Source organism: Pantoea sp. (genome assembly GCF_032114055.1).
Classification (GTDB): Bacteria; Pseudomonadota; Gammaproteobacteria; order Enterobacterales; family Enterobacteriaceae; genus Pantoea.
This window is the reverse complement of record NZ_DAMCTB010000017.1, coordinates 24,686-42,055: the sequence shown is the minus strand read 5'-3', so window position 1 is coordinate 42,055 and position 17,370 is coordinate 24,686. Positions and strand designations below refer to the sequence as shown.

At 56.2% G+C, this 17,370-nt stretch carries 16 protein-coding genes; 8 read left to right on the top strand and 8 right to left on the bottom strand.

The genetic code is table 11. The features are described from left to right. Positions 1 to 219 precede the first annotated feature (219 nt). Positions 220 to 768 (bottom strand): oligoribonuclease, encoded by a 549-nt coding sequence (orn, locus tag RT657_RS19015; protein WP_313656334.1) that lies wholly within the window; start codon positions 766 to 768, stop codon positions 220 to 222. 101 nt (positions 769 to 869) lie between these two features. On the opposite strand from orn, the gene rsgA reads away from it, so the two are divergent. From rsgA to mscM, 3 genes are all read left to right on the top strand, one after another. Beyond that, a complete protein-coding gene (gene rsgA, locus RT657_RS19010) occupies positions 870 to 1,919 on the top strand; it encodes a small ribosomal subunit biogenesis GTPase RsgA (RefSeq protein WP_313656333.1) in 1,050 nt (349 codons plus the stop codon). A 170-nt stretch (positions 1,920 to 2,089) separates the two neighbouring features. After that, complete coding sequence (asd, locus tag RT657_RS19005; RefSeq protein ID WP_313656332.1) at positions 2,090 to 2,989, top strand: archaetidylserine decarboxylase; 900 nt, start codon at positions 2,090 to 2,092, stop codon at positions 2,987 to 2,989. 12 nt (positions 2,990 to 3,001) lie between these two features. After that, positions 3,002 to 6,331: a miniconductance mechanosensitive channel MscM gene (mscM, locus tag RT657_RS19000; RefSeq protein ID WP_313656330.1), complete on the top strand. Its 3,330-nt coding sequence runs from the start codon at positions 3,002 to 3,004 to the stop codon at positions 6,329 to 6,331. Positions 6,332 to 6,377: 46 nt separating this feature from the next. Here the strand turns inward: mscM and mdh are convergent, their stop codons facing one another. Continuing rightward, positions 6,378 to 7,316, bottom strand: a complete 939-nt coding sequence (mdh, locus tag RT657_RS18995) for a malate dehydrogenase (RefSeq protein WP_313656329.1) — start codon at positions 7,314 to 7,316, stop codon at positions 6,378 to 6,380. A gap of 429 nt (positions 7,317 to 7,745) precedes the next feature. Between mdh and argR the strand changes: the two genes are divergently transcribed. The 4 genes from argR (at position 7,746) to yhcN (RT657_RS18975) (ending at position 9,655) form a co-directional block, all read left to right on the top strand. Next, positions 7,746 to 8,216 (top strand): transcriptional regulator ArgR, encoded by a 471-nt coding sequence (argR, locus tag RT657_RS18990; RefSeq protein WP_009087485.1) that lies wholly within the window; start codon positions 7,746 to 7,748, stop codon positions 8,214 to 8,216. Positions 8,217 to 8,682: 466 nt separating this feature from the next. Beyond that, positions 8,683 to 8,946, top strand: coding sequence for a peroxide/acid stress response protein YhcN (gene yhcN / locus RT657_RS18985; RefSeq protein ID WP_313656328.1), 264 nt, complete (start codon positions 8,683 to 8,685; stop codon positions 8,944 to 8,946). 89 nt (positions 8,947 to 9,035) lie between these two features. Next, positions 9,036 to 9,299, top strand: a complete 264-nt coding sequence (locus RT657_RS18980; protein ID WP_313656337.1) for a YdgH/BhsA/McbA-like domain containing protein — start codon at positions 9,036 to 9,038, stop codon at positions 9,297 to 9,299. Between the two features lie 92 nt (positions 9,300 to 9,391). Further along, on the top strand, positions 9,392 to 9,655 hold the full coding sequence (gene yhcN / locus RT657_RS18975; RefSeq protein WP_313656327.1) for a peroxide/acid stress response protein YhcN: 264 nt from the start codon (positions 9,392 to 9,394) through the stop codon (positions 9,653 to 9,655). A gap of 52 nt (positions 9,656 to 9,707) precedes the next feature. Here yhcN (RT657_RS18975) and RT657_RS18970 read toward each other — a convergent pair whose 3' ends face one another. The 5 genes from RT657_RS18970 to aaeX form a co-directional block, all read right to left on the bottom strand. Further along, the gene (locus RT657_RS18970) at positions 9,708 to 9,977 is read right to left on the bottom strand and encodes a hypothetical protein (protein WP_313656326.1); all 270 of its coding nucleotides are present in this window, start codon (positions 9,975 to 9,977) and stop codon (positions 9,708 to 9,710) included. A gap of 55 nt (positions 9,978 to 10,032) precedes the next feature. Beyond that, positions 10,033 to 11,484 (bottom strand): NAD-dependent succinate-semialdehyde dehydrogenase, encoded by a 1,452-nt coding sequence (locus RT657_RS18965; protein ID WP_313656325.1) that lies wholly within the window; start codon positions 11,482 to 11,484, stop codon positions 10,033 to 10,035. A gap of 113 nt (positions 11,485 to 11,597) precedes the next feature. Then, a complete protein-coding gene (gene aaeB / locus RT657_RS18960) occupies positions 11,598 to 13,550 on the bottom strand; it encodes a p-hydroxybenzoic acid efflux pump subunit AaeB (RefSeq protein WP_313656324.1) in 1,953 nt (650 codons plus the stop codon). Positions 13,551 to 13,559: 9 nt separating this feature from the next. After that, positions 13,560 to 14,492 carry a p-hydroxybenzoic acid efflux pump subunit AaeA gene (gene aaeA, locus RT657_RS18955; RefSeq protein WP_313656323.1) on the bottom strand — a complete coding sequence of 311 codons (933 nt, stop codon included), beginning with the start codon at positions 14,490 to 14,492 and terminating at the stop codon, positions 13,560 to 13,562. 7 nt (positions 14,493 to 14,499) lie between these two features. Continuing rightward, entirely contained in the window at positions 14,500 to 14,703 is a 204-nt protein-coding gene (aaeX, locus tag RT657_RS18950) for a p-hydroxybenzoic acid efflux pump operon protein AaeX (protein WP_003855277.1), read from the bottom strand. Positions 14,704 to 14,936: 233 nt separating this feature from the next. Here aaeX and aaeR point away from each other — a divergent pair, with 233 nt between their 5' ends. After that, the gene (aaeR, locus tag RT657_RS18945) at positions 14,937 to 15,854 is read left to right on the top strand and encodes an HTH-type transcriptional activator AaeR (protein WP_313656322.1); all 918 of its coding nucleotides are present in this window, start codon (positions 14,937 to 14,939) and stop codon (positions 15,852 to 15,854) included. Between the two features lie 33 nt (positions 15,855 to 15,887). Here aaeR and tldD read toward each other — a convergent pair whose 3' ends face one another. Beyond that, on the bottom strand, positions 15,888 to 17,333 hold the full coding sequence (gene tldD, locus RT657_RS18940; protein WP_313656320.1) for a metalloprotease TldD: 1,446 nt from the start codon (positions 17,331 to 17,333) through the stop codon (positions 15,888 to 15,890). Positions 17,334 to 17,370: the final 37 nt, after the last annotated feature.

Here is a 17,370-nt window from a genome sequence, read left to right as displayed (position 1 = left end):
AACTCGCGACCCCGACCTTGGCAAGGTCGTGCTCTACCAACTGAGCTATTCCCGCGCCTTGTACCGTTACAAAATTCTTCACCGGTACGGGGTGCGCATTATACGAGAAATCGTTTCTGCTGCAAGCGTCTGAAAGCAAAAATTTTCGCTTTCTGCGCGTTTGCCGATTAAATCATCAATGTGGCGATTTCATGTGCACCCCTTACCGGTTCTTGTCGGTTAAAGCTGCAGGAAGTGCTCGCGGTAGTAAGCCAGCTCCGCTACAGACTCGCGGATATCATCCAGCGCCTGGTGTGTATTGCCTTTTTTGAAGCCTGGCAGAATCGCCGGTTTCCAGCGACGGGCCAGCTCTTTCAGCGTACTGACATCCAGATAGCGATAGTGGAAATACGCCTCCAGCTCGGGCATATATTTAAACAGGAAGCGGCGATCCTGCCCGATGCTGTTGCCACAGATCGGCGAAGTATTGGCCGGCACCCACTGTTTCAGAAATTCGATGGTTGCCAGCTCCGCTGCGCGATCGTCAATCTTACTTTCTTTGACCCGTGCCACCAGACCGCTGTTGGTGTGGGTACGGACATTCCACTCATCCATCAGCGCCAGCTGTTCATCCGACTGATGAACGGCCATGACCGGCCCTTCCGCCAGAATGTTCAGGTTAGCGTCAGTCACCAGGGTCGCAATCTCAATAATGCGATCGTGTGTCGGATCGAGCCCGGTCATCTCAAGATCAATCCAGATCAGATTCTGTTCATTTCCAGTAGCCATGCTGTTTCCTGCGGTTGCTATAGTCGTCATTCACAATGAATAAGGTGTATCATAGACGTTTTGCCCAGCCGGGCGAAATCTGGCTAACGCTGTGAGGGTGAGTGAGTAAAAATAAACTGTCGAAGGGCCAACAACGCCGCGTAAGTGCAAACCACGATCGCCGTCTTAACCAGCGCAGAGAGCGTCCGGAAGCGGATGACAACCTGTTTGGTGAAGCTGCAGATGGGGTCGTTGTCAGCCGTTTTGGCATGCACGCTGACGTTGAGGATAGCGCAGGCGTCACCCACCGCTGCAACATCCGCCGGACTATCCGTTCGCTGGTCACGGGCGATCGGGTGCTGTGGCGTCCGGCAACCAGCGGCGGCAAGGGTATCGTTGAAGCCGTACATGAACGTACCAGCGTCCTGACCCGCCCCGATTTTTACGACGGCGTGAAACCGATGGCGGCGAATATCGACCAGATTATTATCGTCTCCGCCATCCTGCCGGAGCTGTCACTGAATATTATTGATCGTTATCTGGTGGCCAGCGAAACGCTGGAGATCGAACCGCTGCTGGTCCTGAACAAAACCGATCTGCTGGATGATGAGGCGCGTCTTCGCGTTGACCAGCAGATGGATATCTATCGCCAGATTGGCTATCGCGTGGTGATGGTTTCCAGCCGGGCGAAAAATGGCCTGGCCGATCTGGAAGCGGCGTTAACTGACCGTGTCAGTATCTTTGCCGGTCAGTCGGGCGTGGGGAAATCGAGCCTGCTGAATGCCCTGCTCGGCTTTGACAAGGATGAGCAGTCCGCCATCCTGACCAACGACGTGTCCGATGGCTCGGGGCTGGGCCAGCACACCACCACGGCCTCACGGCTCTATCACTTCCCGCACGGCGGTGACGTGATCGACTCTCCGGGCGTGCGTGAATTCGGCTTATGGCATCTGGAGCCGGAACAGGTTACCCGTGGTTTTGTCGAATTCCGTGCATTTCTGGGCGCGTGTAAATTCCGCGACTGTAAGCACGGCAGCGATCCGGGCTGCGCCATTCGCGAAGCGGTCGAAGAGGGAAAAATCAACCGCTCCCGATTCGATAACTACCACCGTATCCTGGAGAGCATGGCGCAGGTAAAAACGCGTAAAAATTTCCCAGACGGTGAGAGTTAATCGGTATAACCGCTTCTGCGCCATCTGCCGCTGAATTTTGCGAAATGCATTCCAGTCATGCACAAGGAACGTGCAGCGTGCCGGAAATCGTATATAGTCGCGATCTGAACGGGGCACTGCTACAATCCGCCCCCTTTTTTTGTAACGTCATAAATAGCCAGGAGGCTAAGGTGTTTGATCGTTTAAAACTCGGCTTGAATCATATTCTCCCGAAGAAATGGCTGACTGAACTTGCCGGTTGGGGCGCCAGTCGCCGCGGTGGTTGGTTGACCAAACTGGTCATTGACATCTTTGTCTGGTTTTACAAGGTCGACATGGCGGAAGCGCGCAAGCCTGACACGGCCAGCTACCGCACCTTCAATGACTTTTTCGTTCGTCCGCTGAAAGATGATGCGCGTCCGGTCGATGCCGACGCCAGCCTGATCGCCCTGCCCGCCGATGGCGCAATCAGCCAGCTCGGTCATATTAATGGCGATCAGATTTTCCAGGCGAAAGGTCATCACTACTCTCTGGAAGCACTGCTGGCGGGCGATGAGCGCATGGCAGCCCGCTTTGTGGAGGGTGAGTTTGTTACCACCTACCTGGCCCCACGTGATTATCACCGTGTCCACATGCCGTGCAACGGCATCCTGCGTGAAATGATCTATGTGCCTGGCGATCTTTACTCAGTTAATCCGCTGACCGCACGTAATATCCCGAACCTGTTTGCCCGCAATGAGCGCGTGATCTGTTACTTCGAAACCGACATTGGCCCGATGGTGCAGATCCTGGTGGGTGCCACTATCGTCGGCAGCATCGAAACCGTCTGGGCGGGCACCATCACACCACCGCGTGAGGGTGTGATCAAACGCTGGCACTATCCGGCAGCCGAAGATGAAGGCGCGGTAGTCCTGCTGAAAGGTCAGGAGATGGGCCGCTTTAAACTCGGCTCAACCGTGATCAACCTGTTCGCGCCGGGCCGCGTCAAACTGGCGGAAAGTCTGGAAGCAGAAAGCAAAACCCGTCTCGGCCAGCCGCTGGCGATTGCGCTGCCGGTCGCCACAGACATCTCTGACATCACCACAGACTAAAGTGAGAGTCCTGTGCGCCCCATTCTCCTCCTGCTGCTGAGCCTCTGGCTCAGCAGCCCGGCCTTTGCGGCCAGCCTTCCTGACGCCAGCCAGCTGAAACAGCAGCTGGAAGAGATCAAATCAGCGAAAAGCTCCCCGACGCAGGCGGAGCAGATCCAGACGATCGAAGCTGCCCTGAATTTCCTCTCTGAACGCGATGAATCCCTGGAGCGCGCCGCGCAATACCAGCAGGTTATTGACGACTTTCCGCGCCTGGCGCGTGAGCTGCGCCAGCAGATTGCGGCACTGAACGACAGCGGGAAAACGGTACGCAGCAACATGAGCAGCGCCGAGCTGGATCAGGAAATCCTGCAGGTCAGCAGACAGTTGCTGGAAGAGGGGCGGCAGGCGCGGCAGGAGCAGGATCGGGCGCGGGAAATCAGTGATTCTTTATCTCAGTTGCCACAGCAGCAGACCGACGCCCGCCGGGCGATGACGGAGAGCGAACGCCGATTACAGGGTGTCAGCAGTACGTCACCTCAGGGTCAGCTGCAACTGGCGGCCCGCCAGGCCGAAAACGCCGCCAATAAAGCGCGCGTCGATGAACTTGAACTCGCGCAGCTCTCGGCCAATAACCGTCAGGAGCTGGCGCGGATGCGGGCGGAGGTCCATCAGCGAAAAGCAACGCAGCTGGATAACTATCTGCAGGCGCTGCGCAATCAGCTTAACGACCAGCGGCAGCGTGAGGCAGAAGTGGCGCTGGCGCGCACCGAACAGCTGGCCGAAAACAGTGGCGATCTGCCGCCAGCGATCAGCGATCAGTTCCGGGTCAACCGCGAACTCTCTGGTGCGCTGAATCAGCAGGCGCAGCGCATGGATCTGGTGGCGTCGCAGCAGCGCCTTGCCACCAACCAGATTATTCAGGTCCGCCAGGCGCTCTCTACCCTGCGCGAACAGTCGCAGTGGCTCGGTGCCTCGAATCTGCTGGGGGAGGCGCTGCGGGCCCAGGTTGCGCGTCTGCCGGAAATGCCAAAATCCCAGCAGATCGATAATGAGATGGCGCAGCTTCGCGTCCAGCGCCTTTATTACGAGGATCTGCTGGAGCGCCAGGCGTCCCTGCGCAAAGGACACCAGGCTGATGGCCAGGCCTACACGGCCGATCAGAAACGTATTCTCGATGCCCAGCTCCGCACTCAGCGTGAGCTGCTTAACTCCCTGATCTCCGGCTGCGACACGCTAATCCTGGAGATCACTAAGCTGAAAGTTGGCAATACCCAGCTGCAGGATGCGCTAACCGAAGTCAAAGAGGCGACCCACCGCTACCTGTTCTGGACCGCCGATGTCAGCCCGATTAGCCTGAGCTATCCGCTGGACCTGGCGAAAGATCTTTCCCGTCTGCTGTCGCTGGACACCCTGGGGCAGCTTGGCAAAGCGATGGCGATGATGTTTACCAGCCGCCATTCGGTGCTGCCAATTATTGGCGCCCTGCTGCTGGTCGGCTTCAGCATCAGCTCACGCCGTCACTTTAATGCGTTTCTTGCGCGCTCCGCCAGCAAAGTGGGTAAGGTGACACAGGATCGCTTCCGCCTGACCATCCGGACGGTATTCTGGTCGATTCTGGTGGCGCTGCCGCTGCCGGTGCTGTGGGGCGCGCTGGGTTATGGCCTGCAGAACGCCTGGCCCTACCCTATCGCCGTGGCGATTGGTGATGGCATTACCGCCACACTGCCCCTGCTGTGGGTCTTTATGATCAGCGCCGCCTTTGCCCGTCCTAATGGCCTGTTTATCGTGCATTTCCGCTGGCCGCAGAACCGGGTAGCACGCGCCATGCGCTACTACTCGCTGAGCATCGGCCTGATTGTGCCGCTGATCATGTTACTTATCGCCCTGGGTAATCTGGAAGATCGCCAGTTCTCCGCATCGCTGGGCCGTCTCTGCTTCATTCTGATCTGCGGAGCAATCAGCATTGTCACCGTGAGTCTGAAGCGTTCCGGTATTCCGCTCTATCTTGATAAAGAGGGAAATGGCGAGAACATCGTGAATCGGATGTTGTGGAACCTGATGATCGCCATGCCGCTGATGGCGGCCCTTGCCTCCGCTGTAGGATATCTGGCGACCGCGCAGGCGCTGCTGGCGCGGCTTGAAACCTCTGTCGCCATCTGGTTCCTGCTGCTGGTTATCTATTACATCATCCGCCGCTGGATGCTGATTCAGCGGCGCCGGCTGGGCTTTGACCGGGCCCGTCAGCGCCGTGCCGATATGCTGGCCAACCGGGCGCGCAGCGAAGAAGAGAAAGAGCAAGGCACGCAGAACACAGATGCGATTGAAATCGAAGAACCTGTCATCGATCTGGATGCGATTAGCGCCCAGTCATTGCGGCTGGTGCGTTCTCTCCTGACGCTAATCGCCCTGGTTTCTGTGATTGTGCTCTGGTCGGAAATTCACTCCGCCTTCGGCTTTCTGGAAAATATTCAGCTGTGGGATGTCAGTACTTCCGTACAGGGCGTGGAGTCGATTCAGCCGATCACCCTTGGCGCGGTGCTCATCGCCATTCTGGTGTTTATTATCACCACCCAGCTGGTGCGCAATATGCCAGCGCTGCTCGAACTGGCGCTGCTGCAGCATCTTAATCTGACACCCGGCACAGGCTATGCCATTACTACCCTGACCAAATATCTGCTGCTGCTGGTTGGCGGTCTGATTGGGTTCTCCATGATAGGGATTGAGTGGTCGAAGCTGCAGTGGCTGGTTGCGGCACTGGGTGTTGGGCTGGGATTTGGCCTGCAGGAGATTTTTGCCAACTTTATCTCTGGTCTGATTATTCTGTTTGAAAAGCCGATTCGCATCGGCGATACCGTGACGATTCGGGACCTGACCGGCAGTATCACCCGGATCAATACCCGCGCGACCACCATTACCGACTGGGACCGCAAAGAGATTATCGTGCCGAACAAAGCCTTTATCACTGAGCAGTTTATTAACTGGTCACTGTCCGATTCTGTCACGCGCGTCGTGCTTACTATTCCGGCCCCGGCCAAAGTCAGCAGCGAACAGGTTACCACCATTCTGATACAGGCGGCTGAACGCTGCAGCTATGTGCTGGACACGCCACAACCGGAAGCTTTCCTCGTGGATCTGCAACAGGGTATTCAGCTGTTTGAACTGCGCGTGCATGCCGCAGAGATGGGGCATCGGATGCCTTTGCGTCATGAGCTGCATCAGCTGATTCTGAGTGGATTCGATCAGCACGGTATTGAGATGCCGTTCCCGCCTTTCCAGATGCGGATGGAAACCCTGGGTAAGAAGCTGCCTGCCAGCAACGGCACACCGGCCGCCCGCGCCTATAAATCTGGCGGTCTGTAATGCAAAACGCCCGGCTGAGCCGGGCGTTTTCACTCTGTGCGATGCGTTACTGCTTAACGAAAGCTTCACCCTGAGCAATGTCTTTCTTCAGCGTCTCCAGCATGCCGGAGAGCGCCTGCTGTTCATACGCGCTCAGCGTGCCAATCGGCCTGCGTTCCGCAATCCCGTTTTTACCCAGCAGCAGCGGCTGGGAGAAGAAGCGCGCATGTTCGCCCTCGCCTTCCACATAGGCACACTCCACCACCTCTGGCTCGCCATTCAGCGCCCGCACCAGAGACAGACCGAAACGGGCAGCGGCCTGACCCATCGACAGGGTCGCCGATCCGCCACCCGCTTTGGCTTCCACCACTTCAGTTCCGGCGTTCTGAATTCGCTGGGTTAGATCGGCAACCTCCTGATCGCTGAAGCTGACGCCATGAACCTGAGATAACAGCGGCAGAATCGTCACGCCTGAATGGCCACCAATGACCGGGACTTCAACCTCATCAGGTTGTTTGCCCTTCAGTGCCGCCACAAAGGTGTTGGCACGGATGATGTCGAGCGTCGTGACACCGAACAGACGATTTTTGTCATAAACACCGTGCTTTTTCAGTACTTCTGCTGCAATGGCTACCGTAGTATTGACCGGATTGGTAATAACGCCAATCAACGCCTTAGGCGCTGTCGTTGCCACCTGGTCAATCAGATTACGAACGATACCGGCATTCACATTGAACAGATCTGCGCGGTCCATACCGGGCTTACGGGCAACACCCGCGGAGATCAGAACCACGTCCGCGCCCTGTAAGGCCGGTGTGGCATCTTCACCACTGAATCCCTGAACAGAGACGGCAGTCGGAATATGACTGAGGTCAACGGCAACGCCAGGTGTAACCGGCGCGATGTCATACAGTGAGAGTTCTGAACCTGCAGGAAGCTGGGTTTTGAGCAGAAGTGCGAGCGCCTGGCCTATGCCGCCAGCGGCACCGAGAACGGCAACTTTCATTCTTAACTCCTTATTAAGGTGGGGCAGAGATGGGCCGAAATTCTATCTGTGTCAGACCTTAATCAACTGCTCAGGCAATGATAATTATCCGCTATTAATTCTACGTGCTTTCGCACTTAATCTCCGGATTTTAAAAGTTACTTATCATGACGCCTGAATGACCGACAACTTTGCCGTCGTCAGACAGAGAACGGCTGCGTGCGTTTTCTGTTACTACACCACCAATAATATAACAACTTTGCAACCTTCGCTTTTTGCGGTTGTGACGGGGGTTTTGGTCTGAGCGGATTTATTTGCTATTATCGCCGCCCGCCAGCCGCCTGACCTCCGCTCATCAATTGAACGATTGCATAAAAATTCATTTAAATGCATAATCACCACTCTGCCGCGGGCGGATGCGCGGTTATTTTCTCTCTATACTGGTAACCTATGCGAAACCCATCGAAACAAGACGATCTGATCAAGGCTTTTAAAGCCTTATTAAAAGAAGAAAAATTCAGTTCCCAGGGCGAAATTGTTCAGGCGCTGCAGGATGAAGGCTTTGAAAATATCAATCAGTCCAAAGTCTCTCGCATGCTGACTAAGTTTGGCGCCGTGCGTACCCGCAATGCCAAAATGGAGATGGTTTACTGCCTGCCAGCAGAGCTGGGCGTACCAACCACCACCAGCCCGCTGAAAAACCTGGTTCTGGATATCGATTACAACGACGCTCTGGTAGTCATTCACACCAGCCCGGGCGCCGCACAGCTGATTGCCCGCCTGCTGGATTCGCTGGGTAAATCGGAAGGGATTCTGGGAACGATTGCTGGCGATGATACGATTTTTATTACCCGTGCGCGCGACTTCACCGTAAAGCAACTGCACAGCGCCATTCTCAACCTGTTTGAGCAGGAGCTCTGATGGCAGACTGACGGCTTCCGGTACAGACCGGGCCGTCAGCGTCTTTTGTCTGCCAGCGGTTTTCAGGTTACGGACCGTCCGCGCCCAGGCAGACGCATTACCCACTCCGCCTGCAGGCAGGAATCATCCTTTTCTTCACTTTCTGCGCTATTTTACGCTGCCTTACATCATTAATCCGGCGCCATCGCCCGGATCCCGATCAAATCCCAGCCCGAAACACCCCTGCATTTCGCACTAAAAGTTAAAGTGATCTATATCACTGTTTTTGCAATTAAAAGCAACATAAAGGCTGTTTTTTAATCGGTTTTTATAACATAGGGTTATTAAAAGTAGCCATAAGGATAAAGTATCACAAAAAAACATTATTAGCGGGGTATTAATTTCTATCGTTATTAGTTCTATACTTCTTTTCGTGACGCAAATCACACAAACCAGAAAGATAAAAATAGACGACGAGGAAATATCTATGAACGTTAAAACTACCATCGCTACCCTGAGCATCCTTTCTGCATTTTCATTTGGTGCTGTAGCAGCAGAATCTATCGATGCCAACCAGGCACAGAATCTTCAGCCTGCAGGCACCATCAGCGTCAGCGGCGTCGCTGGCTCACCGATGGATATCCGTCAGCAGCTCAGTGATAAAGCCGATCAGCAGGGCGCAAAAGCCTATCGCGTGATCGAGGCTTATAACAATGGCAACTATCACGCTACCGCCGCGCTTTATAACTAAGGCGTAGTCCGGTAAAGCCAGTCGCTCTCTGCCTGATACGTACGCTGTCGCACTGGAGAGCAGAAACAGATATTGCAGGAGAGTTGATGATGAAAATGAAATTAGCGATTGCCGCCCTTGGCCTTTCCCTGATCTCAATGGGCGCAGGCGCTGCCAGTCTGGTGACCAGTCAGCAGGCGCAGGGTTTGCAGCCGATGAACCAGACCATCAGCATCAGCGGCCGCAACGGTGACCAGACGCATGTTCGTCAGGTGCTTTCAGAGAAAGCGGATGCTCAGGGTGCCGGTCACTATCGGATCATCGAAAATAACCAGGATAACACCTGGCATATTACCGCTGAACTTTATAAATAACCGGCCATGATGACGCCTGAACGGCGTTGAAAATATCGACGACCCGCCTTTACGATTAACCGCAGGTTGTTGACTATATTGAGGAGATTGACATGAATATCAAAACAACCATCGCGACAGTCAGCCTGCTTTCCGTTATGGCGTTCGGCGCATCTGCCGCTCAGCTGATAACCGGCGATCAGACACAGAGTCTGCAGCCTGCGGGAACCGTAACCATCAGTGGTACGGCGGGTGCGCCAATGGATTACCGTACTGAGCTTTCTCAGAAAGCCGATGCGCAGGGTGCCAGCGCCTATAAAGTCATCGAGGCACGCACCGGTGATAACTACCACATCACCGCACAGCTCTATAAGTAATTCCTCGTCAGACGTTGACGAACCCTTTGGCCCCGCTCTCCGGGGCCTTTTTTCATCTGACGTTAAAGTGAAGCTGCCCTTCCAGTTCCTCTTCCGCTTCATCAAATAACAGAATCAGCGCACCGTAACGTCGTCGCTGCCCTCTGCCCAGATTGATAAATTCAATCTCCAGCGGTACAGGTAACAGGTCGCCAGTCACTACATCCCATAATCCATCCAGATCGCAGATGCGGCGCTCTTCCAGCGCAAATCGCTCGCTGAACTGGCGAAAAAAATGGGCCTGATCGACAATTTCATTAAAATCAAATCGCTCGATTTTCATGCTGACCGCTCCCATGCTCCGTCTGCGGGCGACCTCTGCCGCCCGTTCCTTGTTGCTAGTTCAAACCGCCCAGGTGGAGCGCTTTGACCTCCAGATACTCTTCCATACCCAGTACCGAGCCTTCACGGCCCAGCCCCGACTCTTTTACACCGCCAAAAGGTGCCAGCTCAGTTGAAACGGCACATTCATTAATGCCGATCATGCCGCTCTCCAGTGCCGCTGAGACACGAAACACCCGTTGCAGATTCTGCGTATAGAAGTAAGCAGCCAGGCCAAACGGCGTGGCGTTGGCGCGACGAATGACATCCGCCTCATCATCAAAGCGGAAACAGGCGGCTACCGGACCAAACGTCTCCTCCTGCGCGAGCTGCATCTCTTCGTGGGCTTCGGCGATCACCGTGGGCTGCCAGAAGTTGCCGCCCAGAGCGTGCCGTTCGCCCCCCGCCAGTAATTTTCCGCCTTTTGCGATAGCATCTTTAACGTGCTGCTCCACCTTTTCCACCGCCGAGGCTTCGATCAGGGGACCGACGATCACCCCCTCCTCCATGCCGTTGCCGACCTTCAGCTTGTTCACTTCGGCCGCCAGTTGCTGCGTGAAACGATCATAGACCGCACTGTGAATGTAAAAGCGGTTCACGCTGACGCAGACCTGGCCCGCGTTACGGAATTTGTTGGCGATCGCGCCCTGTACGGCGGCATCAATGTCAGCATCCTCAAACACGATATAGGGCGCATTGCCGCCCAGCTCCATCGACACTTTTTTCATGGTTTCAGCGGCATTGCGCATCAGCAGTTTGCCTACCTGCGTCGAACCGGTGAACGAGATTTTGCGCACCGCGCTGCTGGCCATGATGGCGTCGCTGATGGCGTGGGTGTCACCGGCCACCGCATTTAGTACGCCGTCCGGTACGCCCGCCTGTTTTGCCAGCGCCAGCAGCGCAAAAGCGGAGAGGGGCGTGTTATTGGCGGGCTTAATAATGCCGGTGCAACCTGCAGCGAGCGCAGGCCCCAGTTTGCGGGTCAGCATCGCCATCGGGAAGTTCCACGGTGTAATAGCCGCTACCACACCAATCGGTTCGCGGGTGGCCAGGATACGGGAGCCCGGTTTGGCGGGTGGAATGATCTCACCGTTCGCCCGTTTCGCCTGTTCGGCAAACCATTGAATAAAGCTGGCGGCATATTCGACTTCCCCTTCCGCTTCTTTCACCGGTTTGCCCTGCTCCATGGTCATCAGCTCAGCCAGCCAGCGCTTGTTCTCAATAATCAGCTGGTACCAGCGCGTGAGAATTTCAGAGCGTGCTTTTGCAGTGAGCGCCCGCCAGGCGGGAAAGGCGCGCTCAGCGGCGGCGATAGCCTGTTCCGTTTCCGCTTTGCCCGCTTTCGCCACCTGCGCAAGCACCTCGCCGGTCGCCGGATTGGTGACGTCGAAAGTGGCGGCCGCCTGATGCCACTGGCCATCGGCTAAATAGCCGGTCCGGAACAGCTCGCTCTCTTGCAGTGATTTCATTGATTCGCTCCTGTCAGTTTTACACTTCCGTTCAGAAAGTATAGTTGGCAAACGCGACAGGTTTTATGACGGGCAGGGATTGGGCAGGCCGCTGCGGGTGGCAGCGGCCGGATTCAGATCTGGATAAGGGTGTTCTGGTATTTATCGAGCATGAGCGCCAGCCGTTTGACCGGCTCCGTAACGCTTTCAGGTGCCTCGTAGTGGGCCAGTTTCTCCTGATAGACATCCAGCTCTTTCAGCAGACGTTCAAAGTAGTAACGCCGCTTGTCATCGCTGCTGGCGGAGATGACCCGATCTGCGGTGTAGCGTAGCTGGCGGTGATACGCCGAGAGATCGGCATTGACCGGCACTTCGGCGTCACGCAACCGCTGATGACCAATGATTAGCGTCAGGGCGATACGGTATTTGTTGATATCTCCGGGAAACAGGTTCAGCAGCAGAAACAGTTGCTGATAGAGCGCCGGTAAATGGTTCTCACGCCGGCGGGCCTTATTGGTTGTCATCGCCGACACCGCCGCATACATAAAGCGGTTGAGCAGTTTGCGGCCAGTGCGCGCTTTCGATTTATCGCGGATCAGCAGGATTACCATCATCGCCACGAAGCAGCCGATGACCTGGCCCAGCACGTTGTCGAGAAAGACGTTAATGTGAAACTGCATCGGATTATCCAGCACCAGTACGTTGAGCGTGCCAATCAGCGCGCCGAGTGTGCCGAGCTGACGCCGCTGAATAAAGATGCCGCCAATAAAACCCAGCAGCCCGATGGCGATGCAGAGCAGCAGCGCGCTCTGCTGGGTGGCAGGCAGGACATACATAAAGTAGAGCGCCCCCAGCGGAACCGCCACCGTCATGCCGTAGAGGAAGTCTTTTGCCATCATCAGCGGGTTCGGCATACGCATCGCCAGCGCAGTGATCACCGCCAGCATAACCATGCAGCCGCTGCCGGAGGTCCATCCGGTGTAGAGCCAAAACAGTGAACCCAGCGCGGTCGCCACGAAAGTGCGGATTCCGTTGATAATCGCGTGATGCGTTTCAGCAGAGCGCGCCTGAATCACCACCTCGCGCTGCAGAATCTCCTCCTCCAGCGACGTGATCCGGCTGTTACTTCGGATGCCTTTCAGCAGCAGCAGATACTCCGTTGCGGCGCCCACCCAACTGCTCAGCGTGACCGGGGCCGTTTTCTCTCTGGCCCTCATCACCCGCCGCATCACCTTCATCCGCTTGTGCACCTCCTCCACCGTTGTAGCGGGCTTCTCAACCATCAGACGATACTGAGGCGGGATGTAGTCAGGGCGGGAGTTCTGGATCAGAAAGGTTTCGGCGGCCTGGGTAATCAGCGTCAGCGACAGCGTATTCAGCATCTGCAAACGGCGATGGCTGTTCTTCCAGCGGGAGGATTCCATCATCAGCTGGCTGCGCATGCTGTTAAGGGCGGTGGTGCGTCGGACCAGCGCGCTCCAGGCTTTATCGACCTCCTCTTTATCACCGTGGGCAACGCAGAGCTGCAGCAGCTGATAGTGCGCCACCAGCAGCGAGTCGACCTCCGCGTCGATCACTTTTTTGATCGAACGGGGCGAGAAGATCATATCGGCCAGGATGGCACACAGAATACCGAGCACAATCTCACTGCAGCGCTCGACCGCATATTGGGGCACCAGCGTCAGACCGCCGCTGGCGTCAGCGGTCACCACAATAATCAGTGCGGTGTAGCCCGCCAGTCCCAGCGCGTAGGAGTTTTCAACCTTGATCAGTGAAGAGAGCCAGACGCAGAGCCCTGCCCAGATGCAGCACAGCAGCAGCATCACAACCGGCGCACGGACGGTGGCGATCATGATGGTCAGCGCGGCGATACAGCCGATAAAGGTCCCGATAATACGCAAAACGCCACGATAGCGAAGCGCCCCCGAATAGGGATCGCCCCCCGCTGCAAAGGCGGTGCCACCCGCCACAATCCCGGCGGTCATCACCGCCCAGCGCGGCGTTTCGAGGTTAAGATGGAAGCCCACCATCAGCGCCAGAACCAGCGCGAAGGTGAGCTTTACCGGGAACCGCAGGAACTCGATCATATCGCCCTCTTAACCAAACTCACGCAGGCGATTCAGCAGACGGGCCAGCGGTGAAACCTGTCCGGGCTGGCGGTCGCCCTGCCCGGTGATCACGACGGTCGCCGTGGTGCCTGCCGGGAAGCGATTGCCGGGCTGCTGATCCAGCCGGATGCGCACCGGCACACGCTGCGCCAGACGGACCCACTCCAGGTTTGAGTCCACCGTCGCCATCCCTTTACTGTCAACCGAGCTGCTGCTGTTGGTGACGCCGGCAGCCACGCTGTCGACGGTGCCGCGCAGAATGATGTTGCTGCCAAGTGGCGTCACCTCGGCACGGAAGCCCTTCTCCACACCGTGAAGTTTGGTCTCTTCCAGATAAGCAAGCACATAGAAGGAGTGCTGCTGAACCAGCGCCACCGCCACTGAACCCCGGGTGATGAACTCGCCCTGATAGACATTCAGGTTGGTGACCCAGCCATCGGACGGCGCTTTCACAGTAGTGCGCTCCAGATCGATCTCTGCCAGATCGCGTGTCGCCATCGATTTCGCCAGCTGATGTTCGCTGGTTTGCAGATCGTTGTTGGATTGTTCAATCGCTTCGCGCGACATCGCGGAGGTGCCAAGCTGATTACGCCGACCGGCTTCACGACGTTTCTCGCTGACCAGTGCCTGGTAATATTCAACATCCGCCTGAGCCTGTGCCAGCGCTTTCTGATAGCGCGGCCGATCCACCACAAACAGCGTATCGCCCTTTTTCACCAGCTGGTTATCGTGTACCGGAACATCGGTGATCAGGCCGGTGACATCGGGCGAGATCGCCACCACGTCAGCCGCAAAGCGTGCATCACGCGTCCAGGGGGATTCGGTATAGAACACCCAGGCACGAAAGATGATAACCACTGCGATGATGACCAGCAGGAGAGTAATCGCGTAACGCGCGATTTTTCTTATGAGTGCTTTCACTTAAACCTCAGACTAATAAACGGGAGACAAGGTAAAACACACAGCAGTAAAGCGCTGTATTAAAAAGTGCCGGATGCCAGACAAGATCGTAGATGCCGCTCGGCGTCAGCACGCGTTTCACTAACCAGAACAGCATGAGTGAAATAATAAGTTCGATGAAAACGGGCGGAAAAGAGAGCCCAAACATGACAAATACCGGAAGCACACTCATCAGAAATCCTTAGTTCAACCTTGCCGGGAGACGCCTTTGCCTTCTGCAGATGCCACAGGAAAACCCTCTGCCAGCGCTATCTGAACCGCAGCTGGCTTAATAATAGCGTATCATCGAGGGGTATCAGGCAATGAAGAATCACCGGAAAATACCCCGGCCCGCTTATAATAACGTGCATTACTAACCATTTTCTACAGAATGTGATCTAAATCACTTTTAAGCCAGAGTAAACAATGGAACGACTGAAAGGTATGTCCGTTTTTGCCCGGGTGGTCGAACTGGGTTCGTTCACCGCCGCGGCGCGTCAGCTTCATCTGAGCGTCTCCTCAATCAGTCAGATTGTCGCCAAACTGGAGGATGCGCTGCAGGTCAAGCTGCTGAATCGCAGCACCCGCAGTATCGGGTTGACCGAGGCGGGCAAAATCTACTATCAGGGCTGCCGCCGGATGCTGGCGGAAGCGACGCAGGTGCATGAACAGCTCTATGCGTTTAATAATACGCCGATTGGCGTACTGCGGATTGGCAGCTCCTCGACCATGGCGCAAAACGTGTTAGCCGGCATGACCAGCGAGATGCTTCGGGAATATCCGGGGCTGAGCGTGAATCTGGTAACCGGCGTACCGGCGCCGGACCTGATCGCCGATGGTCTGGACCTGGTGATTCGTGTCGGCGCGCTGAAAGATTCCAGCCTCTTTTCACGGCGTCTTGGCGCGATGCCGATGGTGGTGTGCGCCGCCAAAAGCTATCTGGCGCAGCACGGTACGCCGGAGAAACCGGGTGACATCGACAACTTTTCCTGGCTGGAATATAGCGTGCGGCCCGATAACAACTTCGAGCTGATTGCACCAGAAGGGTTAGTGACTCGTCTGGCCCCGCAGGGCCGCTTTGTTACCAACGATTCGCTGACGCTGCTGCGCTGGCTGAAGTCGGGCAATGGCATCGCCTATGTCCCGATGATGTGGGTTATTGATGAGATTACCGCGGGTGAGATTGATATTCTGTTTCCGCAGTATCAGTCCGATCCGCGTCCGGTCTATGCGCTCTACACCGAGAAAGATAAGTTACCGCTGAAGGTGCAGGTCTGTATCGATTATCTGACCGGCTATTTTGAGCAGGTGGCTGAACAGTATCAGCAGCACCGTAAAAGCTGACAACCCGCCGGGCGGCGGGTTGTTGAGGTCACATCAGGCGGTGCCGCCGATGGTCAGTTTATCCAGCTTCAGGGTCGGCTGACCGACGCCGACCGGCAGGCTCTGCCCTTCTTTGCCGCAGACGCCGACGCCTTTGTCCAGCGCCAGGTCATTACCCACCATTGAGATCTGCTGCATCGCTTCGATACCGGAGCCAATCAGCGTGGCCCCCTTAACCGGTTTAGTGATTTTGCCGTTCTCGATCAGATAGGCCTCTGAGGTAGAGAAGACAAATTTGCCGGAGGTGATATCGACCTGGCCGCCGCCAAAGTTCGGCGCATAGATGCCATAATCCACGCTTTCGATAATGTCCTGCGGTGAGGATTTACCCGCCAGCATGTAGGTGTTGGTCATGCGTGGCATCGGCAGGTGCGCATAGGATTCACGACGGCCGTTGCCGGTCGGGCTGACACCCATCAGTCGCGCATTCAGCTTATCCTGCATGTAGCCTTTCAGTACGCCGTTCTCGATCAGCATATTGTACTGACCCGGTACGCCCTCATCATCAATCGCCAGCGATCCACGCAGCCCTTCAAGGGTGCCATCATCCACCACGGTACAGAGCTCAGACGCGACCTGCTGACCGATTTTACCGCTGAACACAGAGGTGCCACGCCGGTTGAAGTCGCCTTCCAGACCGTGACCGACCGCTTCATGCAGCAGGACGCCTGGCCAGCCGGCCCCCAGCACCACGGGCAGAGCACCGGCCGGCGCAGCAACCGCCGAAAGATTGACCAGCGCCATACGCACCGCTTCACGCGCCCAGGCATCAGCGCGGACTTCGCCATTTTCATCCGCCAGGAAGAACGCATAGCCGGTTCGGGCGCCGCCGCCGCTGGCACCGCGCTCGCGCTTGCCCTGATCTTCTACCTGAACGCTGACAGAAAGGCGTACCAGCGGCCGCACATCGGCGGCCAGCGTGCCGTCGGTAGCCGCCACCAGCACCTGCTCGTAAACGCCGGTCAGGCTGGCATTCACCTCCTGAACGCGCGGATCTTCAGCACGGGCCACTTTATCGACGCGGTGCAGCAGGGCAATTTTCTCTTCGCGCGTCAGGCTGCTCAGCGGATCGACCGCCGGATAAAGTGAGCGGTTCATCACGGCAGAAAGCGTATGGGCTTTGCCATTGCCCTGTTCACGCACGATGCTGCGTGCCGCATCAGACGAGAGACGCAACGCATTCAGCGTAATCTGGTCCGCATAGGCGAAGCCGGTTTTCTCACCGCTGACCGCGCGCACGCCCACACCCTGATCGATATGGTATGAGCCATCTTTAATGATTTTATCTTCCAGCACCCAGGATTCGTGGAAGCTGGACTGAAAATAGAGATCGGCATAATCCAGACGACGTTCTGAAAGCTGCCCTAACAGGGAAAATAGGTCCTGCTGATTAATGCCGTTAGCAGTCAGTAACTGCTCACTTACCAGGTTCAGAGTCATCGTTTCTCACTCATTATGTGCTCAGATAATCATAGCC

Bases quoted from the DNA above. Each gene is read 5' to 3' on its own strand.
- orn (WP_313656334.1), bottom strand. From the start codon at position 768: ATGGCTACTGGAAATGAACAGAATCTGATCTGGATTGATCTTGAGATG.
- mdh (WP_313656329.1), bottom strand. From the start codon at position 7,316: ATGAAAGTTGCCGTTCTCGGTGCCGCTGGCGGCATAGGCCAGGCGCTC.
- argR (WP_009087485.1), top strand. From the start codon at position 7,746: ATGCGAAACCCATCGAAACAAGACGATCTGATCAAGGCTTTTAAAGCC.
- yhcN (WP_313656328.1), top strand. From the start codon at position 8,683: ATGAACGTTAAAACTACCATCGCTACCCTGAGCATCCTTTCTGCATTT.
- RT657_RS18980 (WP_313656337.1), top strand. From the start codon at position 9,036: ATGAAAATGAAATTAGCGATTGCCGCCCTTGGCCTTTCCCTGATCTCA.
- yhcN (WP_313656327.1), top strand. From the start codon at position 9,392: ATGAATATCAAAACAACCATCGCGACAGTCAGCCTGCTTTCCGTTATG.
- RT657_RS18970 (WP_313656326.1), bottom strand. From the start codon at position 9,977: ATGAAAATCGAGCGATTTGATTTTAATGAAATTGTCGATCAGGCCCAT.
- RT657_RS18965 (WP_313656325.1), bottom strand. From the start codon at position 11,484: ATGAAATCACTGCAAGAGAGCGAGCTGTTCCGGACCGGCTATTTAGCC.
- aaeB (WP_313656324.1), bottom strand. From the start codon at position 13,550: ATGATCGAGTTCCTGCGGTTCCCGGTAAAGCTCACCTTCGCGCTGGTT.
- aaeX (WP_003855277.1), bottom strand. From the start codon at position 14,703: ATGAGTGTGCTTCCGGTATTTGTCATGTTTGGGCTCTCTTTTCCGCCC.
- aaeR (WP_313656322.1), top strand. From the start codon at position 14,937: ATGGAACGACTGAAAGGTATGTCCGTTTTTGCCCGGGTGGTCGAACTG.
- tldD (WP_313656320.1), bottom strand. From the start codon at position 17,333: ATGACTCTGAACCTGGTAAGTGAGCAGTTACTGACTGCTAACGGCATT.